Genomic DNA, 17,919 nt, shown 5'->3' on the forward strand with positions numbered 1-17,919 from the left:
CCCGCCATCCCACGGATAGCCAGCTTTTGACGTTGACGTTGCTTCTGCGGGTGCAGGGCGCAGCCCTGCAAACAAACCCCACCCTCAGTATCGAGGCCGGCCTTCTTCCAGCACCTGGCGCAGGAACGGCACGGTGATCCGCCGCTTCGCCGCCAGCGATTCGCGATCCAGCCAATCCAGCAGCGTGATCAACCCACCCAGCTCGCGCCCGGTGTGCGACAGCAGCCACTCGATGGACGCCTCGTCGATCGCCAGCCCACGCCGCAGCGCGCGCTCGCGCAGCACCGCTGCCCGACCTTCCTCGTCCAGCGGCTGCAGCAGCACACGCACGCACTGGCCCAGCCGCGAACGCAGGTCGGGCAGTACCAGGCCCAGTTCTTCCGGCGCCTTCTGCGCCGTGTACAGCACGGTCACACCTGCAGCGCGCGCGCGGTTGTGGAAATCAAACAGCGCGATCTCGTCCTCGCGGTTGCCGGCGACCTCGTCCAGGCCGTCCAGCGCCACCAGCTCGCGTGCTTCCAGCCCGTCCAGCGCCGCGCGTACGCGCCCCGCGGCGCTGGCCAGCGGTACGTAGGTCGGCAGCCGCCCGGCCTGCTCTGCGCTGGAGCACATCGCCAGCGCCTGATGGGTCTTGCCGGTGCCCGCCGCACCCTCCAGGTAGACCCAGTCGTGGCTGGCACCCACCGCGATCGCGCGCAGCTGCGCCAGCGCGCCGTCCGGCGCGCCGATGAAGGTCTCCAGGCGCTGGTCCCGCGGGTAATGCAGGGCCAGCGGCAGTTGCGGCACACCCATCACTTCAGGTCGGGGCCCTTGTCATTCGGAATGATGATATGGGGCTGGTCAACAACACCATCAAGCACAATCGCCGGCTTCTCACCCACGTACAGCTCGCTCTGGCGATAACGCTGGTGCGCGTAGCGCAGCAGCACGTTGGTCACCGCTGCCACCGGCAGCGCCAGCAGCATGCCGAGGAAGCCGAACAGCTGGCCACCGGCCATCACCGCAAAGATCACCGCCACCGGGTGCAGGCCGATCTTGTCGCCGACGATGCGCGGGGTCAGCACGTAGCTTTCCAGCAGCTGGCCCACGGTGAACACCACGCCGACCAGGATCAGCAGCTTCAGGTCGAAGCCCTGCGCCTGCACCAGCGCGGCCACGATCGCCATCAGGATGCCGGTGGTCGCGCCCAGGTAGGGAATGAAGCTGATCAGGCCGGCAATCAGGCCGATCAGCAGGCCCAGCTTGAGGCCGACCAGTGACAGGCCACCGGCATAGATCACGCCCAGCGCCAGCATCACCAGGAACTGGCCGCGGATGAACGCGCCCAGCACCTCGTTGGATTCACGCGCCAACGCGCTGATGGTGCCGATCTGGTTGCGTGGAATCACCGACGCCACCCGCTCGACCAGCTTGTCCCAGTCACGCAGGAAGTAGAACGCCAGGATCGGCAGCAGCAGGATGTTGACCACCCAGGTCACCATCGCAAAGCCCGAGCGCGAGACATAGCCCATGAACGTGGTCGCGAAGCCGCCGGCCTGCTGCCAGTGGCTGCGCACCCATTCGATCAGGCGGTCCGGGTCCATCCACTGCATCACTTCCAGGCCGGTCTTCTGCTCGAACCAGGGGATGCCCTTTTCCATCAGCCACGCCTGTGCCTGCGGCGCCGCCGCGATCAAGGTGGTGATCTGGCGCTCGATCATCGGCACCAGCACCAGCAGCAGCGCCACGATCACCAGCACCATCGCCGCAAACACCAGCACCACGCCGGTCATGCGCGAACGGCCGGTGGCCTCGATGCGGTCCACCAGCGGGTCGCCCAGCCAGGCCAGCGCCAGCGCCAGCACGAACGGGGTCAGGATCGGCGCCAGCAGCCATACCACCCAGCCGATCAGGCCGGCGAACAGGATGTACTTCAGGCGGCGCAGGAACTGCGCGATTTCCGCTTCCGGGGTCAGGTTCATCGCAGGCGGTACTCGTTGCTGACCGGCGCAGCGACCGGGGCACCGGTGGTGTCGTCGATCGGCGTCGGCAGGGCAGGCAGCGCGGCGCTAGGCACCAGTACGCCGTTGTCGCCCAGCATGCGGTTGAAGCCGGCCAGGCCGGTGGTCATCTCCAGGCTCAGCTCCAGCTGGCCAGCCGAAGCGTGCAGCGGGGTGACGTTGCGCACCACCGGCACCTCGCGCAGGCCGGCAGCCAGGCGCAGGTAGTCATCGGCGCTGTTGATGCCGGTGACCACCACCCGGTAGGTGCCGGCCTGGCCGACGGCCGCGCCGGCCTTGGCATAGCGCTTGACCAGCGCATCGGCGGCACCATCGGCACCGGCGGCCATCGCGCGCATGGCGTTGGCGTCCTTGCTGGTCCACTTGTTCAGCTCACGGCCGTTGTCGACGAACACCCAGTCCGCCTGCCAGCCGCCGTTGGCGCGGTACAGCTTGCCGATCAGCTGCATCGGCGGCGAGTAGCGCGAAGAGGCGCGGGCCACGGCGGCGCTGTCCTGGCGCCAGATGGCACCGGCCAGCGCCTGTTCGGCGGCACCACCGCTGGGCAGGCCCAGCTTGTAGCCACGTTCGATGGCGCGGTTCAGCAACGGGCGCGCGGCGTTGGCCTGCTGCACGCTGACCAGTCGCGGACCGCTGCCGTCGTCGACGGCCAGCCACAGCACCGGCTTCGGTCGCGGCTGCGGCCACAGCGGCAGGCCCAGCGCCGACACCAGCGAATCGACATCGTCCTCGCGGAAGCGGGCCACCAGCAGGGTACGGAAGCTGGGGGCGCCACTGGCGCTCACGCTCTGGTCCTGCTTGTAGTCGTAGCTGGCCACGTAATCCTTGGCATTGCGCAGCGCCTGCGCCACGCCAGGGCGCGACATCACGCTGCGATCGCCGGACAACTTGCCCAGTACCACGCTCAAGGCGCGGGCCAGGGCGCCGTTGCGATCGGCTTCGGCCTGGCTGTTGACGGGCACTTCGGCCTCGTACGCGCCAGTGGCGGTGGCAACATCACCCTCGGTGCGCAGGCCGCTCTGGGCCATCGTGGCCACCGGCAGGCTCAGCGCAAGGAGCAGGGTCAGAATCAGGCTGCGGCGCATCAGGACATCCATTGGCTCGACGTATCCGGGGGAATTGTTGCCCGAATACGGCCTTTGCGCCAATGCGGCCTGTTAAAATCGGCCGTTCAACCCCTGCCAGCGCCGACGCCCGTGACCAACACCCCGTCTTCCGCCCCCTCCCCCCTCACCTATCGTGACGCGGGTGTCGACATCGACGCCGGCAACGAACTGGTCGAGCGGATCAAGCCCCTGGTCAAGCGCAGCTTCCGCCCGGAAGTGATGGGCGGCCTGGGTGGCTTCGGCGCCCTGTTCGACCTGTCCAACAAGTACCGCGAGCCGGTGCTGGTGTCGGGTACCGATGGCGTGGGCACCAAGCTGAAGCTGGCCCACCAGCTGAACCGCCACGATACGATCGGTATCGACCTGGTCGCCATGTGCGTGAACGACGTGCTGGTGCAGGGGGCCGAGCCGCTGTTCTTCCTGGACTACTTCGCCACCGGCAAGCTGGACATCGACACCGCCGCGGCGGTCGTGGGCGGCATCGCCAACGGCTGCACCGAGGCCGGCTGCGCCCTGATCGGCGGCGAAACCGCTGAAATGCCCGATATGTATGCCCCCGGCGAGTACGACCTGGCCGGCTTCACGGTGGCTGCGGTCGAGAAGAGCGAGCTGAAGGACGGCGCCAGCGTGGCTGCCGGCGACGTGCTGATCGGCATCGCCTCCTCCGGCCCGCACTCCAACGGCTACTCGCTGGTGCGCCGCATCTACGACCGCGCAGGCCGCCCGGCCGATCTGGAGCTGGAAGGCGGCGTGAAGCTGGTCGATGCCCTGATGGCGCCGACCCGCCTGTACGTCAAGCCGATCCTGTCGCTGCTGAAGTCGCACGGTGCCGCCATCCATGGCATGGCCCACATCACCGGTGGCGGCCTGACCGAGAACATCATCCGCGTGGTGCCCGAAGGCCTCGGCCTGGACATCCAGGCCTCGTCCTGGACCCTGCCGCCGGTGTTCCAGTGGCTGCAGAAGGAAGGCGCGGTAGCCGACAGCGAAATGTGGCGCACCTTCAACTGTGGCATCGGCTTCGTGCTGATCGTGGCGCCGGACCAGGTGGCCGCACTGTCCGACGCGGTCAAGGCGCAGGGCCTGGAGCACTGGACCATCGGCCAGGTGGTCACCGCCGAAGGCGCCGAGCGCGTCCACATCGGCTGATCCCGGCAACCCAGGAGCCCGCATGGACGCAACGCCCCCCTTGTCGCCCACACCCGTGCCGCCGCCGCTGGCGACGGTACCGGTGTTCAGCGCGCAGGATGCCGACCACCTGCGCATGCTGGCCATCGCGCACTACGTGGTCGGCGGGCTGATCGCGCTGTTCTCGCTGATCTTCATCATCCACATCGTGCTGGGCATCACCGCGCTCACCGGCAACCTGCCGATGAATTCCGGCGGCCAGCCGTCGTCGCCGGCCGAGCAGCGCCTGTTCGGCTGGATATTCACCATCGTCGGCTGCGTCATCGTGTTCGGTGGCGTGACCCTGGGCGCGTTCGTGGCCTACGCCGGCCGCTGCCTGACCCGTCGCCGCCGCTACCTGCTGTGCCTGATCGTGGCCGGACTGGCTTGCCTGTTCGCGCCGATCGGCACTGCGCTGGGGGTGTTCAGCCTGATCACCCTGCTGCGGCCGCAGGTCAAGGCCGCCTTCGACCTTCCCGCCGCGACCGCATGACCGCCTCCGGCAATCCGCCGCCGCTGCCGCACGAGGCCCTGGCGCAGCTGCAGCTGACCAGCCATCTGCAGACCCTGAAAGTGCTGTTCTACGCGTTGGCCGGCTTCCATTGGGTCGCCACAGTGGCGTTCCTCGGCCTCAGCGGCTGGGTGGCCGAGTCACGCGGGCTGGACGATGCCTGGATGCTGACCACGGTCTATGCGTCGATCGCCGCACTGGCGGCCGTGCTGGGCTTCGTGCAGCTGCACACCGCGCGCCAGCTGTCACATCGCACCGGGCTGGCCTGGTGCCAGCGCGCAGCCTGGCTGGGCGTACTGGCCGGCCCGCTGGGCATGGGCCTGGCCGCCTATGCCTGGGTGTTCCTGTCCAAGCCTGAAATGGCCGCGCTGTTCGACCGTGGTGACCACCTCAGTGTCTGAACCTGCCGGCAGACGTCCCGTCCTTTCCCGATCGATTTCCCATGTCCGCGCCTGCGCTACCGACCACCGCTTCGCCCACCACCCACCGTTTCTCGGGCCCCAAGAAGCTGGCCTTTGCTGCCGTGCTGGCGGTGTTTGCAATCAGCTGGGTCCACCCGCTGTGGCCTACCGAGCAGGCCCTGCACAGCACCCTGACCGTGGTCGGGCTGGCCGCGCTGCTGTGGGTCGACCGTCGCGGTGGCTGGTTGGACAACGGAGCCTTCATCGCCATCTGCGGCTTTATCGCTCTGCACTGCGTGGCCGCGCGCTGGCTGTATTCCAACGTGCCCTACGACGCCTGGGCGCAGACGCTGACCGGCTGGTCGCCGAATGCGGCCTTCGGATGGCAGCGCAACCACTTCGACCGCCTCATCCACTTCCTGTTCGGCGTCTGCTTCACCCCCGCGCTGCTGCAGCTGGCGCGCCATGCGTGGCCGGCGCTGCGGCTGGGCCAGGCCTTCACCCTGGCGGTGATGACGGTGATGTGCGCCAGCCTGGTCTACGAGTGGTTCGAGTGGGCCATCGCGCTGGCCCTGTCGCCGGATGCCGCCGAAGCCTACAACGGGCAGCAGGGCGACATGTGGGACGCGCATGCCGACATGCTGATGGCCACCGTGGGCAGCCTGCTGACCTGGCCGTTGGTCCGCCGGAGTGTCCAGCAATGACCGCGCCCACCCGCATTGCCGTGCTCGCCTCCGGTCGCGGCAGCAACCTGCAGGCCATCCTCGATGCCATTGCCGACGGCCGCCTGCCCGCCGAGGTGGTCGGCGTGTTTTCCGACCGCCCCGCCGCGGAGGCCCTGCAGCGCGTTGCACCGGACCTGCGCTGGGCGCACGCACCGAAGTCCTTCAGCGACCGCGCCAGCTACGAGCAGGCGCTTGGCGATGCGCTGGCCGCAGTACAGCCGGACTGGATCGTCTGCGCCGGCTACATGCGCATCCTCGGCGCGGCCTTCGTACAGCGCTTCAATGGCCGCCTGGTCAACATCCATCCGTCGCTGCTGCCGCTGCACAAGGGCCTGGACACCCATGCCCGGGCGCTGCAGGCAGGCGACGCCGAGCACGGTGCCAGCGTGCATCTGGTCGTGCCCGAGCTGGATGCGGGCGCAGTGCTGGCGCAGGTGCGTGTACCGGTGCAACCGGGTGATGACGCGCAGGCCCTGGCCGCGCGCGTGCTGGCAGTAGAGCATCCGCTGCTGATCGCCACCCTGCAGCTGTTGTGCGCCGGCCGCCTGGCTGAACGGGAAGGCCAGCCGCAACTGGACGGTCACCCCCTGTTTAGCCCGTTGGCCCTAGATTCCGCCGGGAACCTGAACCGGTAGTCCCCATGCACACGCCCCGCTGACTGCGGGGCTGGCATCCTGCCCTCCTCCTGCGGTTCCTGTCCTTCATGAAGACCACGACCCTGCTGCCCACTTCATTGCTGCTGTCGCTTGTCGTGTTCCCCGGCGTAGGCTGGGGCCAGGCACAGGCGGCCGCCACCTCGCCGGCAGCGGTGCCTGCGGCGCAGCCGCCTGCCAATGCCCCGGCCGTACCGATGCCACCGGCACTGGCCTGGGAGCCACCGCCGCTGCAGCCGTTCAGCGCCACCTACCAGGCCTTCTACAAGGGCAAGGAAGCGGGTGATGCCAGCATGCAGGTCACCCACACCGGCGGCAGCCAGTGGCGGGTGGACATGCAGGTGGTCGGCCGCCGCGGCTTTGCCAGCGTGCTGGGCCTGAACATCGAACAGAGCACGGTGTTCGAGGAACGCAGCGGCGTGTATGCGCCGCTCAGCCAGAGCACGGTGCGCAAGGGCCTGTTCCTGGGCAAGAAGGCGGTCGGCACCTACAACTGGCAGGCTGGCACCGCGCAATGGACCGGTGACGTCAAGAAGGAACGCGCGCAGCCGATCCCGCTGCAGGCGGGCGACCAGAGTGCGCTGCTGATCAATCTGGCGATCATGCGCGATGCCCGTCCGGGCGCCACCCTGCATTACCGCTACGTGGACATGGGCAAGGTCCGCGAACACGATTACCAGACCGCGCCGCAGACCGAGAACGTCGAGGTCGGCGACCTGTCCTACAACGCGCTGCGGGTCTACCGGACCAACGGTGGCAGAAACGAAACCATTCTCTGGATCGCCAACGGTGTCCCCACCCCGGTGCGCATCCTGCAACGCGAAGACGGCGAAGACCGCGTCGATCTGCGCCTGATCGAATACCAAGGAGTCTGAGCATGAACACCCTGACCCGCCCCCTCACCTGGATCGCAGCCGCTGCCCTGACCGTGGCCAGCCTGCCAGCCATGGCCCTGGAACCGTTCAAGGCGGATTACCTGGCCAGCTACATGGGCATGCAGGCCAACGGCACCATGACCCTGGCGAGCGAAGGCAGCAACAAGTGGCGCTACAGTCTGCAGGTGAAGAACCAGCTGGCCGACCTCAGCCAGAGCACGGTGTTCGAGGAAGTACGTGGCCAGCTGCGCCCGCTCAGCAGCCAGGACCGTTCGGCGCTACTGGTGAAGAAGCGCAATGTGCAGGCCAACTACAACTGGACCAGCAACCAGGCCACCTGGACCGGCGACATCAAGCCGGACCGCGCGGGCCCCATCGCGCTGAAGGCGGGCGACATGGACGCGTTGCTGATCAACCTGGCGATCGCCCGTGACCTCGCCGCCGGCAAGCCGCTGACCTATCGCATGGTCGACGAAGGCCGCATCAAGAACATGACCTACCGCGTGATCGGCAAGGAGTCGATCACCGTGGGCGGCAAGAGCTACGAGGCCACCAAGGTCTCGCGTGCCGACGGCAACAAGGAGCTGATCGCCTGGATCGTGCCGGAGTTCCCGGTGCCGGCGCGCATGCTGCAGCGTGAGAGCGGCCGCGATGCGCTGGACCTGACCATCAGGGCGATGAACTGACCGGAGATCCGCGCACCCAGAAAAACGCCCGCTTTCGCGGGCGTTTTCTTATTTCTTAGCTTCGGCCGGCTTCTCTTCGGCCGCCTTGAACTCGGTGCGGCAGTCCACGCGGATCTGCTCACCGGTGCTGCGCCAGACGAAGGTGCGGCAATGACGGTTGCCGTCCTGGCTGTCGTTCACCGCGACCGCATAGAACGACTCGATGATTTCATCACGCGTGACCGTGCCATCACCGTTCCAGTCCATGTCCTTCTGCTCGATGCCCTGGGTGATGGCGATGTTGGCGTACCAGGCATAGCCCAGCCATGCCAGCACGATCAGCACCAGGGCCAGCAGCGCCTTGCGACGGGGGCTGAACTTGCCGCGCAGGATCATGGCACGCGCCGGATGGTGGCGCCGAGCGAAGACAGCTTCTCTTCGATGTTCTCGTAGCCACGATCAAGGTGGTAGATGCGGTCGATGGTGGTATCGCCGCTGGCCATCAGGCCGGCCAGGATCAGCGAGGCCGAGGCGCGCAGGTCGGTGGCCATCACCGGTGCACCGCTCAGGTGCTCGCTGCCACGCACGATGGCCGTATGTCCTTCGACCTGGATATCCGCACCCAGACGCAGCAGTTCGTTGACGTGCATGAAACGGTTCTCGAAGATCGTTTCGTTGATCACGCCCACGCCGTCGGCCACGCAGTTGAGCGCCATGAACTGCGCCTGCATGTCGGTCGGGAATGCCGGGTACGGCGCAGTGGTCAGGTTCACCGCCTTCGGCCGCTTGCCCTGCATGTCCAGGGTGATGGTGTCATCGGTGGTCTCGATCGTCGCGCCAGCCTCGACCAGCTTGGACAGCACCGCGTCCATGGTGTTCGGGCGCGCACGGTTGACCGTAACCTTGCCACCGGTCATCGCCGCAGCCACCAGGAAGGTACCGGTCTCGATGCGGTCGGGCAGCACTTCGTGGCGGCCACCGGACAGGCGCTCGACGCCTTCGATCACCAGGCGGGCGGTGCCCAGGCCTTCGATCTTTGCGCCCAGTGCGATCAGGCAATGCGCCAGATCGGTCACTTCCGGTTCCATCGCGCAGTTGTCGAGGATGGTGGTGCCTTCGGCCAGCACCGCGCCCATCAGCACGTTCTCGGTGCCGGTGACGCTGACCATGTCGAAGGTGAAATGGCCGCCCTTCAGGCGCTTGGCGGTGGCCTTGATGAAGCCGTTCTCGACCACGATCTCGGCACCCAGCGCCTGCAGGCCCTTGATGTGCTGGTCGACCGGGCGCGAGCCGATCGCGCAGCCGCCCGGCAGCGACACTTCCGCCGCGCCGAAGCGGGCCAGCAGCGGGCCCAGCACCAGGATCGAGGCGCGCATGGTCTTGACCAGCTCGTAGGGTGCCACGTGCTGGTTGACCGGACGCGGGTCGACCACGATCGCGCTGCCGCGCGACAGCGTGCCCTGGTCGATGGTGACCTTGGCGCCGAGCTCGCCCAGCAGCTTCACCGTGGTGACCACGTCGTGCAGGTGCGGCACGTTGGTGATCTCCACCGGCGCATCGGCCAGCAGGGTCGCGCAGAGAATGGGGAGGACGGCGTTCTTGGCGCCGGAGATGCTCACTTCACCGTGCAGCGCAGCGCCGCCGGTCACAACGATCTTGGCCATGTATTCGGGATCTTCTGCGGTTCAGCCGGCTTCGGCCGGGGTCACGGTTTTCAGCGCCAGCGCGTGGATCGCGCCGCCCATCAGGTCGCCCAGCGTGGCATACACCATGCGGTGGCGGGCCAGCGGCATCTTGCCGGCAAAGGCCTCGCAGACCACGGTCGCTTCGAAATGCACGCCATCGTCGCCCTGCACGTCGGCGCGAGCGCCGGGCAGGCCGGTTTCGATCAGATTGCGGATGGTGTCGGCGTCCAACGGGCTTTCCTAATAAAATGTGCCTCCATTCTACTTCCGCTGCGTGGCGTCCGCATGGCCGAATCCCTGTTGCCCCCCCGTTCCGTCGACCCTGCCGGCCTGGTCGCCAGCGGCCGCCGCGTCTTCGAGATCGAGCGGCAGGCGCTGGATGCCGTGGCCGACCGCCTTGGCGAGGCCTTCCAGCAGGCCTGCCAGGCGATCCTGGCCAGCCGCGGGCGGGTGGTCGCCACCGGCATGGGCAAGTCCGGGCATATCGCCCGCAAGATCGCCGCCACCCTGGCGTCCACCGGTACGCCGGCGTTCTACGTGCATCCCGGTGAAGCCGGCCACGGCGACCTGGGCATGATCACCGAGGACGACGTGGTGCTGGCCCTGTCCTATTCGGGCGAGTCCGACGAGGTGCTGATGCTGCTGCCGGTGCTCAAGCGCCAGGGCAACGTGCTGATTTCCATGACCGGGCGCCCACAGTCCAGCCTGGCCACCGCTGCCGACATCCATCTGGACGTCAGCGTGCCGGCCGAGGCGTGCCCGCTGGCGCTGGCGCCGACCTCCAGCACCACCGCCTCGCTGGCGATGGGCGATGCGCTGGCCGTGGCCCTGCTCGACGCACGCGGCTTCACCGCCGACGATTTCGCCCGTTCACACCCGGCCGGCAGCCTCGGCCGCCGCCTGCTGCTGCACATCACCGACGTGATGCACACCGGCGACGACCTGCCCAGCGTGGGCGCCGACGCCAGCCTCAGCGAAGCGCTGGTGGAGATGAGCCGCAAACGGCTGGGCATGACCGCCGTGGTCGACGCCGACGGTGTGCTGATCGGCCTGTTCACCGACGGTGACCTGCGCCGTGCACTGGACAGCGCGCTGGACGTGCGTACCGCGAAGATCGCCGATGTGATGACGCGCAACCCGCGCACCATCGGCGCCGACCAACTGGCGGTCGAGGCGGCCCGGCTGATGGAGACCCACAAGATCACCGGCCTGATCGTGGTCGATGGCCAGGGACGCGCGGTCGGTGCCCTGAACATTCATGACCTGTTGCGGGCCCGGGTGGTTTAACCGACAGTCCATCGACCCCATTCATCCTGTAACGCCGCACCTGCCCCCAACGAGCCTGCCGCCCTGATGCCCTGGTCCCCCCTGCCCGCCTTCCCCACCCACCTGCATGCCGCTGCGGCCCGAATCCGCCTGGCCTGCTTCGACGTGGACGGCACCCTCACCGACGGTCGGCTGTACTACGACAAGGACGGCAACGAGAGCAAGGCGTACTTCGTGCAGGATGGTCTGGGTCTGAAACTGCTGCAGCAGTGCGGTATCCACCCCGTGCTGATCACCGCGCGCAACAGCCAGTCCGCGCTCAAGCGCGGCGCCGACCTCGGCATCGATACCCAGATCGCCGTGGGCGACAAGCTGGCCAGCGTGCAGGCGCTGTGCGCGCAGCATGGCATCGGCCTGGAACAGGTGGCGTTCATGGGCGATGACCTGCCCGACCTGGCGCCGCTCGGCGCGGTCGGCCTGGCGGTGGCCCCGGCCAACGCCCATCCATGGATCGCCGAGCGCGTGCACTGGCAGACCCGCAGCGAGGGTGGGCGTGGCGCCGCGCGCGAGCTGTGCGACATCCTGCTGGCCGCGCAGGGGCATGTGGACGCCGTACTGGCGAGGTACGGCGCATGAACCTGCCCACCCTCAACTGGCGCACCGCGCTCGGCATCGGCCTGCTGCTGGCCGCCCTGCTGAGCAGCTGGGCGGCGCTGCGCAACCGCGACAAGGGGCCAGCCAAGGGTGGCCAGGAAGTCGGCGTGGACTACGTCCTGCACGACTTCCAGATCGTCGCCCTGGATGAGCAGGGCAAGGAATCGACCACGCTGCGTGCGCCGCTGCTGGAGCGCCAGCGCGGTGACCAGACCATCAACATCGCCACGCCGCTGTTCGAGATGCCGGACAAGGATGGCAAGCACTGGACCCTGCGTGCCGAGACCGGCTGGCTCAGTGCCAAGGGCGACGAGATGAAGCTGCGCGGCAATGTCGCTGGCGACAGCCCGGCCGGCCCGGGCACCGTGCCGACCACCTTCCGCACCGACCATCTGGACGTGTTCCCAAAGGAAAACCGCGCCCGTACCGACGCCCTGGTGACCATGACCCGCCCCGGCATGGAACAGTCCGGCGTCGGCTTCGAAGTGGATTCGAAGAACAACACGTATCATTTCCTCAGCCAGTCCAAGGGCCGCTACACGCCCAAGCGCTGATTCCGCCGCCAGCCTGCGACGTCTCCGGACAGGCGCAAGGCCGGCAGCTCCACCCGCCCGCCCCCGGTCCAGCCGGGAGGCCCCCACCGGTAGAACGGACCCCGATGAAGATTCCCTTTGCCGCCGTACTCGCGCTTGGTCTTCTTGTCCCCAGCGCCGCCTTCGCCAAGTCCACCGACCGCAACGAAGACATGCACATCGATTCCGGCGCCCAGTCGGGCATGCTCACCGGCGACGGCAAGACCGTGCTGTCGCAGGGCGTGATCATCACCCAGGGTACGCTGGACCTGCGCTCGTCCGAGGCCGAGATCTACCTCAAGGACGGCGAAGCGGTGCGTGTGGTGTTCACCGGCAAGCAGGCCAAGATGAAGCAGCAGCTTGATGACGGCACCTGGATGGATGCCCTGGCCGACCGCATCGACTACGACATCAAGACCGAGATCATCACCCTGACCGGCAACTACAAGGTCACCAGCGCGCGCGGCACCAACGCTGGCCAGCGCATGGTCTACAACACCCGTACCGGCGAAATGAACTCCGGTGGCGACGGCAGCCGCGTGCGCACCGTCATCCCGCCGAAGAGCAAGACCCCGGCCGCGCCTGCGGCACAGCCCAAGGCCACCACGCCGGCACAGCCGGCCGGGAGCAAGAAGTAATGCTCGTCGCCAAGGGCCTGCGCAAGAAGTACAAGCAACGCGAAGTCGTCAAGGACTTCGGGCTGACGCTCGACGCCGGTGAAGTGGTCGGCCTGCTCGGCCCCAACGGCGCCGGCAAGACCACCTGCTTCTACATGATCGTCGGCCTGGTTGCGGCTGACGCTGGCAGCATCGTGCTTGATGGCAAGGACATCACCGGCGACCCGATGTATACCCGCGCCAAGCAGGGCGTGGGCTACCTGCCGCAGGAACCGTCGGTATTCCGCAAGCTGACCGTGGCCGACAACATCCGCCTGGTGCTGGAACTGCGCGAGGACCTTGATTCGAAGGGCCGCGAGCGCGAATTGAACAGCCTGCTCGACGAACTGCAGCTGGGCCACGTCGCCGACCAGCTCGGCGCCAGCCTGTCCGGTGGCGAACGTCGCCGCTGCGAGATCGCCCGTGCCCTGGCCGCGCAGCCGCGCCTGATCCTGCTCGACGAACCCTTCGCCGGTGTCGACCCGATTTCGGTCGGCGAGATCCAGCGCATCGTCACCCATCTCAAGCAGCGTGGCATCGGCGTGCTGATCACCGACCACAACGTGCGGGAGACCTTGGGTATCTGCGACCGCGCGTATATCCTCGCCGAGGGCAGCGTGCTGGCCCAGGGTTCGCCGGAAGCGATCCTGGACAACGCCGATGTACGTCGCGTCTACCTCGGGGATTCCTTCAAGCTGTGAAGCAGTCGCCGGGTCCCTTTCCTTCCTTTCGGCACAGGCATGAAGACTCGGCTGCAGACATCGTTGGGACAGCAACTGGTGCTCACGCCCCAGTTGCAGCAGGCGATCAAGCTGCTGCAGATGTCCACCACCGAGCTGGAGCTGGAAATCGCCCAGGCGGTGGAAAGCAATCCACTGCTGGACTGGGCCGACAGCAGTGACAGCAGCGGTGCCGCCAACGAAACCGGCGATGGCAACGACAGTGACGCGCCCGCAGAACGCACCGCTGCCGGTGACGACTGGGCACCGGCCGAACTGGACTGGAGCGCGGCCGGCAGCGGTGGCAGCTTCGACGATGACGACGACAACGGCAGCGCCGCCGAGCGCGTAGCCGAAACCGAAACACTGGCCGACCATCTGCTGTGGCAGCTGCATCTGTCGCATCTGTCCTCGCGTGATCGCAGCATCGGTGCCGCACTGATCGATGCACTGGACGACGACGGTTACCTGCGCGAGCCGCTGGCCACCATCGCTGAAACCCTGCTGCCGGCGATCCACGCCGGCGAGGACGAGATCCTCGCCGTGCTGCATCGCATCCAGCGCTTCGATCCGGTGGGTGTGGCTGCACGCACGCTGGGCGAATGTCTGCTGCTGCAGCTGGATGTGCTGGCCGGCGACACGCCCGGCCTGATCCTGGCGCGACAGATTGCCGCAGGACCCTTGGAACGTTTGCCGCGCAGTGGCGTCGCCGGGCTTGCCCATGAGTTGAAGCAGCCGCTGGACGCGGTCGAGACTGCTGTCGCGTTGCTGCGCTCACTGGACCCGCGCCCGGGCACGCAGATCGCACCATTGTCGCAGGACACCTATGTGGTGCCGGATGTGGTGGTGTGGCGGCAGAACGGCGTGTGGCGCGCTGCGCTGGCCGCGCATGCCGGACCGAAGGTGGTGATCCACCGCGGTTACGAGCAGCTGATCCGACGCTGTGGTGATGCCGATGCCGGCTACCTGCGTGCACAGCTGCAGGAAGCGCGCTGGCTGCTGAAAGGGCTGCAGCAGCGTGGCGAAACCCTTCTGCGCGTCGTGCGCAGCCTGATCCTGCAGCAGGCCGGCTTCCTGGAATTCGGCGAGCAGGCGCTGCGTCCACTGACCCTGCGCGAGATCGCCGCCGAGCTCGGCCTGCACGAATCCACGGTCTCGCGCGCGATCGCCCGCAAGCACGTGCGTACCCCACGCGGCACCCTGCCGCTGCGCGCCTTCTTTGCCTCGGGCATCGATACCGAGGGCGGCGGTGAGGCATCCAGTACCGCCATCCAGGCGATGATCCGGCGCCTGATCGACGACGAGAACCCGCGCAAGCCGCTTTCTGACGCCAAGCTGGCTGACCTGCTCAAATCGTCGGGAATTCCAGTAGCGCGACGCACCGTGGCGAAGTATCGTGAAGCCATGAACATTTCCGCCTCGCACGAAAGGGTCAGAATCGCTTGACGCGCCGCCGCGCCCGGCGGAGAGGTTCATTGGCACATCCGAACACAGGAGAAACCCGATGCGCATCGAAACGTTTGGCAAAGATGTCGAAGTCACCCCGGCCCTGCAGTCCTATGTAGAGGAGAAGCTGGCCCGGATCGGAAAGCACTTCGACCAGCACTGCGAAGCGCGGGTGACCCTCAAGCTGCAGAAGACCGAACACCACGTCGACGCCAGCCTCAACATCCCCGGCCAGACCCTGCACGCCGAGGCCAATGCCCAGACCATGTATGCCGCGATCGACCTGCTTGCGGACAAGCTTGACCGTCTGGTGATCAAGCACAAGGAGAAAAAACAGCAGCACGCACCGCTGCCGGTGGGCGACAATGGTGGCTGATCGCCACCGTTCCCCGCAGACATGCCCCTGACTGACCTCCTGGCGGCCGTGCAGACCCAGCTCTGCACGGCCACCGACCGCGACAGCGTCCTGCAGGCCGCCGCCGGGTTGCTGGCCTGCCGCCAGGCCAACGCCGAACAGATCTATCTGAACCTGTGCCAGCGCGAAGCGCTGGGCAGCACCGCGATCGGTCACGGCATCGCCATTCCCCACGGCCGCGCGCCAGCCCTGGACCGCCCCCGTGGCGCCCTGCTGCGGTTGGCCACCCCGGTCGACTTCGGTGGCGACGAGCCGGTGGACCTGGTGTTCGCAATGGCCGTCCCCGCCCACTACACCCACCAGCACCTGATGCTGCTGTCCGAGCTGGCCGAGCTGTTTTCGGCGCCGGACATCCGCCAGGCACTGCGCGCAGCCGGCGATGCCCGTGCCCTGCGCGAGGCGCTGGACATGACCCCACCTGCGAGTGCCGCATGAATACCAGCATCACCGCCCGTGAACTGTTCGAACAGCAGCGCGAGCGGCTGGGGCTGCGCTGGGCTGCCGGCAAGTCCGGCGAGAAGCGCGAACTGGAGGCCGGCAACACAGTCTCGCGGCGTCCGTCGCTGGCCGGCTATCTCAATGCGATCTATCCCAACAAGGTGCAGATCCTGGGCACCGAAGAGCTGTCCTGGCTGGATGCGCTGGAACCACGCCAGCGTTGGGAGACCATCGAAAAGATCATGCAGTCGCACCCGCTGGCGCTGGTGCTGACCCGCAACCAGGCCTGCCCGGAAGACCTGCGCGCCGCCGCGGATGAATCCGGCACGCCGCTGTGGCTGTCACCCAAGCGCGGCCACGAACTGCTCAACCATCTGTCCTACCACCTGGCCCGTACGCTGGCGCCGCGGGTCATCCTGCATGGCGTGTTCATGGAGATCTATTCCATCGGCGTGCTGATCACCGGCGAGGCCGGATCGGGCAAGAGCGAACTGGCACTGGAGCTGCTCAGCCGCGGCCATCGCCTGGTGGCAGACGATGCCCCCGAATTCACCCAGATCGCACCCGACGTACTCGACGGCACCTGCCCCGAGCTGCTGCAGGACCTGCTGGAAGTGCGCGGCCTGGGCGTGCTGAACGTGCGCGAGATGTTTGGCGACACGGCTGTAAAGAAGAACAAGTACCTTCGGCTGATCGTCCACCTGACCAAGCCGATGACCGAACCCACCCCGCATGGCTACGAGCGCCTGACCGGCGACTCGGGCACCCGCCATGTGCTGGACCTGGATGTTCCGCTGATCACCCTGCCGGTGATGCCTGGCCGCAACCTGGCCGTGCTGACCGAAGCCGCCACCCGCCTGCATATCCTGCGCACCAAGGGGATCGACCCGGCGGCGATGTTCATCGCCCGTCACAGCAACCTGCTGGAACGGCGAACGCCCTGATTCCCCTGTCCCCCGAAGAGCCTGTCCATGAGCACCGCAACCCCCTCCGCCCCGACCCTGATCATCGTCAGCGGCCTGTCCGGCTCGGGTAAATCCGTCGCCCTGAAGACCTTTGAGGACCAGGACTACTACTGCTCGGACAACCTGCCGATCAATCTGCTGCCCGACTTCGTGCGCAGCCTGCTGGCCAACCATGACGGCAGCGCACCACGCCGCCTGGCCGTAGGCATCGACGTTCGCGGCCAGTCCGACCTGAGCCAGCTGGGCAACTGGCGGCAGCTGGCCACCGATGCCGGCGTGGAAGTGAAGGTGCTGTTCTTCGAAGCCAGCGACGAGGCCGTGCTCAAGCGCTACGCCGATACCCGTCGCCGCCATCCGCTGAGCCAGCTGGGGCTGTCACTGCCCGAAGCGATCGCCCGCGAGCGCGAGCTGACCGCTCCCTTGCGCCGCGAGGCCGATGCGGTGATCGATACCAGCAACCTCAACGTGCACCAGTTGCGGCGACGGATCATCACCGAGTTCGCGTTGGACCACGCCACGCGCCTTTCGCTGCTGTTCGAATCGTTCGCGTACAAGCGGGGCGTGCCGGCCGAGGCGGACTTCGTGTTCGACGCGCGCGTGCTGCCCAATCCGCACTGGGACCCGGACCTGCGCGCGCTGAGCGGCCGTGAGCCCGGCGTGCGCGATTACCTGGAAGCGCAACCGGACGTGCAGCGCTACCTGGCCCAGCTGATGGATTTCCTCGATACCTGGCTGCCGAAGCTGGGTGATGGCACCCGCAGCTACGTGACCGTGGCGTTTGGCTGCACCGGCGGCAAGCATCGCTCGGTGTTCCTGGCCGAGCGCATGGCCCGGCATGCCCGCGAGATGGGCTGGGAAGACGTGGCGACGTATCACCGCGAACAGGATTGAGAGAGTCGGCCGGGGCTGCGCCCGGCACCCGCCGGTAGTGCCGGCCGCTGGACGGCAACAGCAACAGCAAAAGCAAAAGCGGCATTCCGTGGGATGGAGGGGCGATGTG

The 17,919-nt window shown here is 67.5% G+C and carries 23 protein-coding genes; 17 read left to right on the forward strand and 6 right to left on the reverse strand.

Annotation, left to right across the window (positions count from 1 at the left end; all coding sequences use genetic code 11):
• Positions 1-84 precede the first annotated feature (84 nt).
• From hda to N5J73_RS21260, 3 genes are read right to left on the reverse strand one after another with little or no spacing between them, the layout of a single operon-like run.
• Entirely contained in the window at positions 85-792 is a 708-nt protein-coding gene (gene hda, locus N5J73_RS21250; RefSeq protein ID WP_032130359.1) for a DnaA regulatory inactivator Hda, read from the reverse strand.
• Complete coding sequence (locus N5J73_RS21255; protein ID WP_049445813.1) at positions 792-1,961, reverse strand: AI-2E family transporter; 1,170 nt, start codon at positions 1,959-1,961, stop codon at positions 792-794. The genes hda and N5J73_RS21255 overlap by 1 nt, the downstream gene beginning before the upstream one ends.
• Positions 1,958-3,097 (reverse strand): DUF2066 domain-containing protein, encoded by a 1,140-nt coding sequence (locus tag N5J73_RS21260; RefSeq protein ID WP_049445815.1) that lies wholly within the window; start codon positions 3,095-3,097, stop codon positions 1,958-1,960. The genes N5J73_RS21255 and N5J73_RS21260 overlap by 4 nt, the downstream gene beginning before the upstream one ends.
• Before the next feature lie 99 nt (positions 3,098-3,196).
• Here N5J73_RS21260 and purM point away from each other — a divergent pair, with 99 nt between their 5' ends.
• From purM to N5J73_RS21295, 7 genes are all read left to right on the forward strand, one after another.
• The gene (gene purM / locus N5J73_RS21265) at positions 3,197-4,255 is read left to right on the forward strand and encodes a phosphoribosylformylglycinamidine cyclo-ligase (RefSeq protein WP_049445817.1); all 1,059 of its coding nucleotides are present in this window, start codon (positions 3,197-3,199) and stop codon (positions 4,253-4,255) included.
• 22 nt (positions 4,256-4,277) lie between these two features.
• A complete protein-coding gene (locus tag N5J73_RS21270) occupies positions 4,278-4,766 on the forward strand; it encodes a hypothetical protein (RefSeq protein ID WP_049445819.1) in 489 nt (162 codons plus the stop codon).
• Positions 4,763-5,185, forward strand: a complete 423-nt coding sequence (locus N5J73_RS21275) for a hypothetical protein (protein ID WP_049445821.1) — start codon at positions 4,763-4,765, stop codon at positions 5,183-5,185. The genes N5J73_RS21270 and N5J73_RS21275 overlap by 4 nt, the downstream gene beginning before the upstream one ends.
• A gap of 41 nt (positions 5,186-5,226) precedes the next feature.
• Complete coding sequence (locus N5J73_RS21280; RefSeq protein WP_049445823.1) at positions 5,227-5,889, forward strand: DUF2238 domain-containing protein; 663 nt, start codon at positions 5,227-5,229, stop codon at positions 5,887-5,889.
• Positions 5,886-6,545, forward strand: coding sequence for a phosphoribosylglycinamide formyltransferase (gene purN, locus N5J73_RS21285; protein ID WP_049445825.1), 660 nt, complete (start codon positions 5,886-5,888; stop codon positions 6,543-6,545). Before N5J73_RS21280 ends, purN begins: the two co-directional genes overlap by 4 nt.
• Positions 6,546-6,613: 68 nt before the next feature.
• Positions 6,614-7,438 carry a DUF3108 domain-containing protein gene (locus N5J73_RS21290; RefSeq protein ID WP_049445827.1) on the forward strand — a complete coding sequence of 275 codons (825 nt, stop codon included), beginning with the start codon at positions 6,614-6,616 and terminating at the stop codon, positions 7,436-7,438.
• Between the two features lie 2 nt (positions 7,439-7,440).
• Positions 7,441-8,124, forward strand: a complete 684-nt coding sequence (locus N5J73_RS21295; protein WP_049445829.1) for a DUF3108 domain-containing protein — start codon at positions 7,441-7,443, stop codon at positions 8,122-8,124.
• Between the two features lie 48 nt (positions 8,125-8,172).
• Here N5J73_RS21295 and N5J73_RS21300 read toward each other — a convergent pair whose 3' ends face one another.
• Genes N5J73_RS21300 through N5J73_RS21310 form a run of 3 tightly spaced genes read right to left on the reverse strand, consistent with a single transcriptional unit; the run spans position 8,173 to position 10,019 of the window.
• Positions 8,173-8,499: a hypothetical protein gene (locus N5J73_RS21300; protein WP_049445831.1), complete on the reverse strand. Its 327-nt coding sequence runs from the start codon at positions 8,497-8,499 to the stop codon at positions 8,173-8,175.
• Positions 8,496-9,767: a UDP-N-acetylglucosamine 1-carboxyvinyltransferase gene (gene murA / locus N5J73_RS21305; protein WP_049445833.1), complete on the reverse strand. Its 1,272-nt coding sequence runs from the start codon at positions 9,765-9,767 to the stop codon at positions 8,496-8,498. The genes N5J73_RS21300 and murA overlap by 4 nt, the downstream gene beginning before the upstream one ends.
• Positions 9,768-9,788: 21 nt before the next feature.
• Entirely contained in the window at positions 9,789-10,019 is a 231-nt protein-coding gene (locus tag N5J73_RS21310; protein ID WP_005408396.1) for a BolA family protein, read from the reverse strand.
• Positions 10,020-10,073: 54 nt separating this feature from the next.
• Between N5J73_RS21310 and N5J73_RS21315 the strand changes: the two genes are divergently transcribed.
• The 10 genes from N5J73_RS21315 (at position 10,074) to rapZ (ending at position 17,810) form a co-directional block, all read left to right on the forward strand.
• On the forward strand, positions 10,074-11,075 hold the full coding sequence (locus tag N5J73_RS21315; RefSeq protein WP_049445836.1) for a KpsF/GutQ family sugar-phosphate isomerase: 1,002 nt from the start codon (positions 10,074-10,076) through the stop codon (positions 11,073-11,075).
• A gap of 66 nt (positions 11,076-11,141) precedes the next feature.
• On the forward strand, positions 11,142-11,690 hold the full coding sequence (locus N5J73_RS21320; RefSeq protein ID WP_049445837.1) for an HAD hydrolase family protein: 549 nt from the start codon (positions 11,142-11,144) through the stop codon (positions 11,688-11,690).
• Positions 11,687-12,262 carry an LPS export ABC transporter periplasmic protein LptC gene (lptC, locus tag N5J73_RS21325; protein ID WP_049445839.1) on the forward strand — a complete coding sequence of 192 codons (576 nt, stop codon included), beginning with the start codon at positions 11,687-11,689 and terminating at the stop codon, positions 12,260-12,262. The genes N5J73_RS21320 and lptC overlap by 4 nt, the downstream gene beginning before the upstream one ends.
• A 104-nt stretch (positions 12,263-12,366) precedes the next feature.
• Positions 12,367-12,918, forward strand: a complete 552-nt coding sequence (lptA, locus tag N5J73_RS21330; protein ID WP_049445841.1) for a lipopolysaccharide transport periplasmic protein LptA — start codon at positions 12,367-12,369, stop codon at positions 12,916-12,918.
• A complete protein-coding gene (gene lptB / locus N5J73_RS21335; protein WP_010483646.1) occupies positions 12,918-13,637 on the forward strand; it encodes an LPS export ABC transporter ATP-binding protein in 720 nt (239 codons plus the stop codon). The genes lptA and lptB overlap by 1 nt, the downstream gene beginning before the upstream one ends.
• A gap of 39 nt (positions 13,638-13,676) precedes the next feature.
• The gene (locus tag N5J73_RS21340) at positions 13,677-15,101 is read left to right on the forward strand and encodes an RNA polymerase factor sigma-54 (RefSeq protein ID WP_049445843.1); all 1,425 of its coding nucleotides are present in this window, start codon (positions 13,677-13,679) and stop codon (positions 15,099-15,101) included.
• A 58-nt stretch (positions 15,102-15,159) separates the two neighbouring features.
• Positions 15,160-15,477, forward strand: coding sequence for a ribosome-associated translation inhibitor RaiA (gene raiA, locus N5J73_RS21345; protein WP_004147311.1), 318 nt, complete (start codon positions 15,160-15,162; stop codon positions 15,475-15,477).
• 21 nt (positions 15,478-15,498) lie between these two features.
• Positions 15,499-15,951: a PTS sugar transporter subunit IIA gene (locus N5J73_RS21350; RefSeq protein ID WP_049445845.1), complete on the forward strand. Its 453-nt coding sequence runs from the start codon at positions 15,499-15,501 to the stop codon at positions 15,949-15,951.
• Positions 15,948-16,898 carry an HPr(Ser) kinase/phosphatase gene (gene hprK, locus N5J73_RS21355; protein ID WP_005408388.1) on the forward strand — a complete coding sequence of 317 codons (951 nt, stop codon included), beginning with the start codon at positions 15,948-15,950 and terminating at the stop codon, positions 16,896-16,898. Before N5J73_RS21350 ends, hprK begins: the two co-directional genes overlap by 4 nt.
• Positions 16,899-16,925: 27 nt before the next feature.
• Positions 16,926-17,810, forward strand: coding sequence for an RNase adapter RapZ (rapZ, locus tag N5J73_RS21360; protein WP_049445847.1), 885 nt, complete (start codon positions 16,926-16,928; stop codon positions 17,808-17,810).
• Positions 17,811-17,919 lie beyond the last annotated feature (109 nt).

The organism is Stenotrophomonas sp. GD03654 (genome assembly GCF_029845105.1).
Classification (GTDB): domain Bacteria; phylum Pseudomonadota; class Gammaproteobacteria; order Xanthomonadales; family Xanthomonadaceae; genus Stenotrophomonas; species Stenotrophomonas africana.

Excerpts from the sequence above, each read along its gene's own strand:
- hda (WP_032130359.1), bottom strand. The coding sequence starts at position 792 with ATGGGTGTGCCGCAACTGCCGCTGGCCCTGCATTACCCGCGGGACCAG.
- N5J73_RS21255 (WP_049445813.1), bottom strand. The coding sequence starts at position 1,961 with ATGAACCTGACCCCGGAAGCGGAAATCGCGCAGTTCCTGCGCCGCCTG.
- N5J73_RS21260 (WP_049445815.1), bottom strand. The coding sequence starts at position 3,097 with ATGGATGTCCTGATGCGCCGCAGCCTGATTCTGACCCTGCTCCTTGCG.
- N5J73_RS21270 (WP_049445819.1), top strand. The coding sequence starts at position 4,278 with ATGGACGCAACGCCCCCCTTGTCGCCCACACCCGTGCCGCCGCCGCTG.
- N5J73_RS21275 (WP_049445821.1), top strand. The coding sequence starts at position 4,763 with ATGACCGCCTCCGGCAATCCGCCGCCGCTGCCGCACGAGGCCCTGGCG.
- N5J73_RS21280 (WP_049445823.1), top strand. The coding sequence starts at position 5,227 with ATGTCCGCGCCTGCGCTACCGACCACCGCTTCGCCCACCACCCACCGT.
- purN (WP_049445825.1), top strand. The coding sequence starts at position 5,886 with ATGACCGCGCCCACCCGCATTGCCGTGCTCGCCTCCGGTCGCGGCAGC.
- N5J73_RS21290 (WP_049445827.1), top strand. The coding sequence starts at position 6,614 with ATGAAGACCACGACCCTGCTGCCCACTTCATTGCTGCTGTCGCTTGTC.
- N5J73_RS21295 (WP_049445829.1), top strand. The coding sequence starts at position 7,441 with ATGAACACCCTGACCCGCCCCCTCACCTGGATCGCAGCCGCTGCCCTG.
- N5J73_RS21300 (WP_049445831.1), bottom strand. The coding sequence starts at position 8,499 with ATGATCCTGCGCGGCAAGTTCAGCCCCCGTCGCAAGGCGCTGCTGGCC.
- murA (WP_049445833.1), bottom strand. The coding sequence starts at position 9,767 with ATGGCCAAGATCGTTGTGACCGGCGGCGCTGCGCTGCACGGTGAAGTG.
- N5J73_RS21315 (WP_049445836.1), top strand. The coding sequence starts at position 10,074 with ATGGCCGAATCCCTGTTGCCCCCCCGTTCCGTCGACCCTGCCGGCCTG.
- N5J73_RS21320 (WP_049445837.1), top strand. The coding sequence starts at position 11,142 with ATGCCCTGGTCCCCCCTGCCCGCCTTCCCCACCCACCTGCATGCCGCT.
- lptC (WP_049445839.1), top strand. The coding sequence starts at position 11,687 with ATGAACCTGCCCACCCTCAACTGGCGCACCGCGCTCGGCATCGGCCTG.
- lptA (WP_049445841.1), top strand. The coding sequence starts at position 12,367 with ATGAAGATTCCCTTTGCCGCCGTACTCGCGCTTGGTCTTCTTGTCCCC.
- lptB (WP_010483646.1), top strand. The coding sequence starts at position 12,918 with ATGCTCGTCGCCAAGGGCCTGCGCAAGAAGTACAAGCAACGCGAAGTC.
- N5J73_RS21340 (WP_049445843.1), top strand. The coding sequence starts at position 13,677 with ATGAAGACTCGGCTGCAGACATCGTTGGGACAGCAACTGGTGCTCACG.
- raiA (WP_004147311.1), top strand. The coding sequence starts at position 15,160 with ATGCGCATCGAAACGTTTGGCAAAGATGTCGAAGTCACCCCGGCCCTG.
- N5J73_RS21350 (WP_049445845.1), top strand. The coding sequence starts at position 15,499 with ATGCCCCTGACTGACCTCCTGGCGGCCGTGCAGACCCAGCTCTGCACG.
- hprK (WP_005408388.1), top strand. The coding sequence starts at position 15,948 with ATGAATACCAGCATCACCGCCCGTGAACTGTTCGAACAGCAGCGCGAG.
- rapZ (WP_049445847.1), top strand. The coding sequence starts at position 16,926 with ATGAGCACCGCAACCCCCTCCGCCCCGACCCTGATCATCGTCAGCGGC.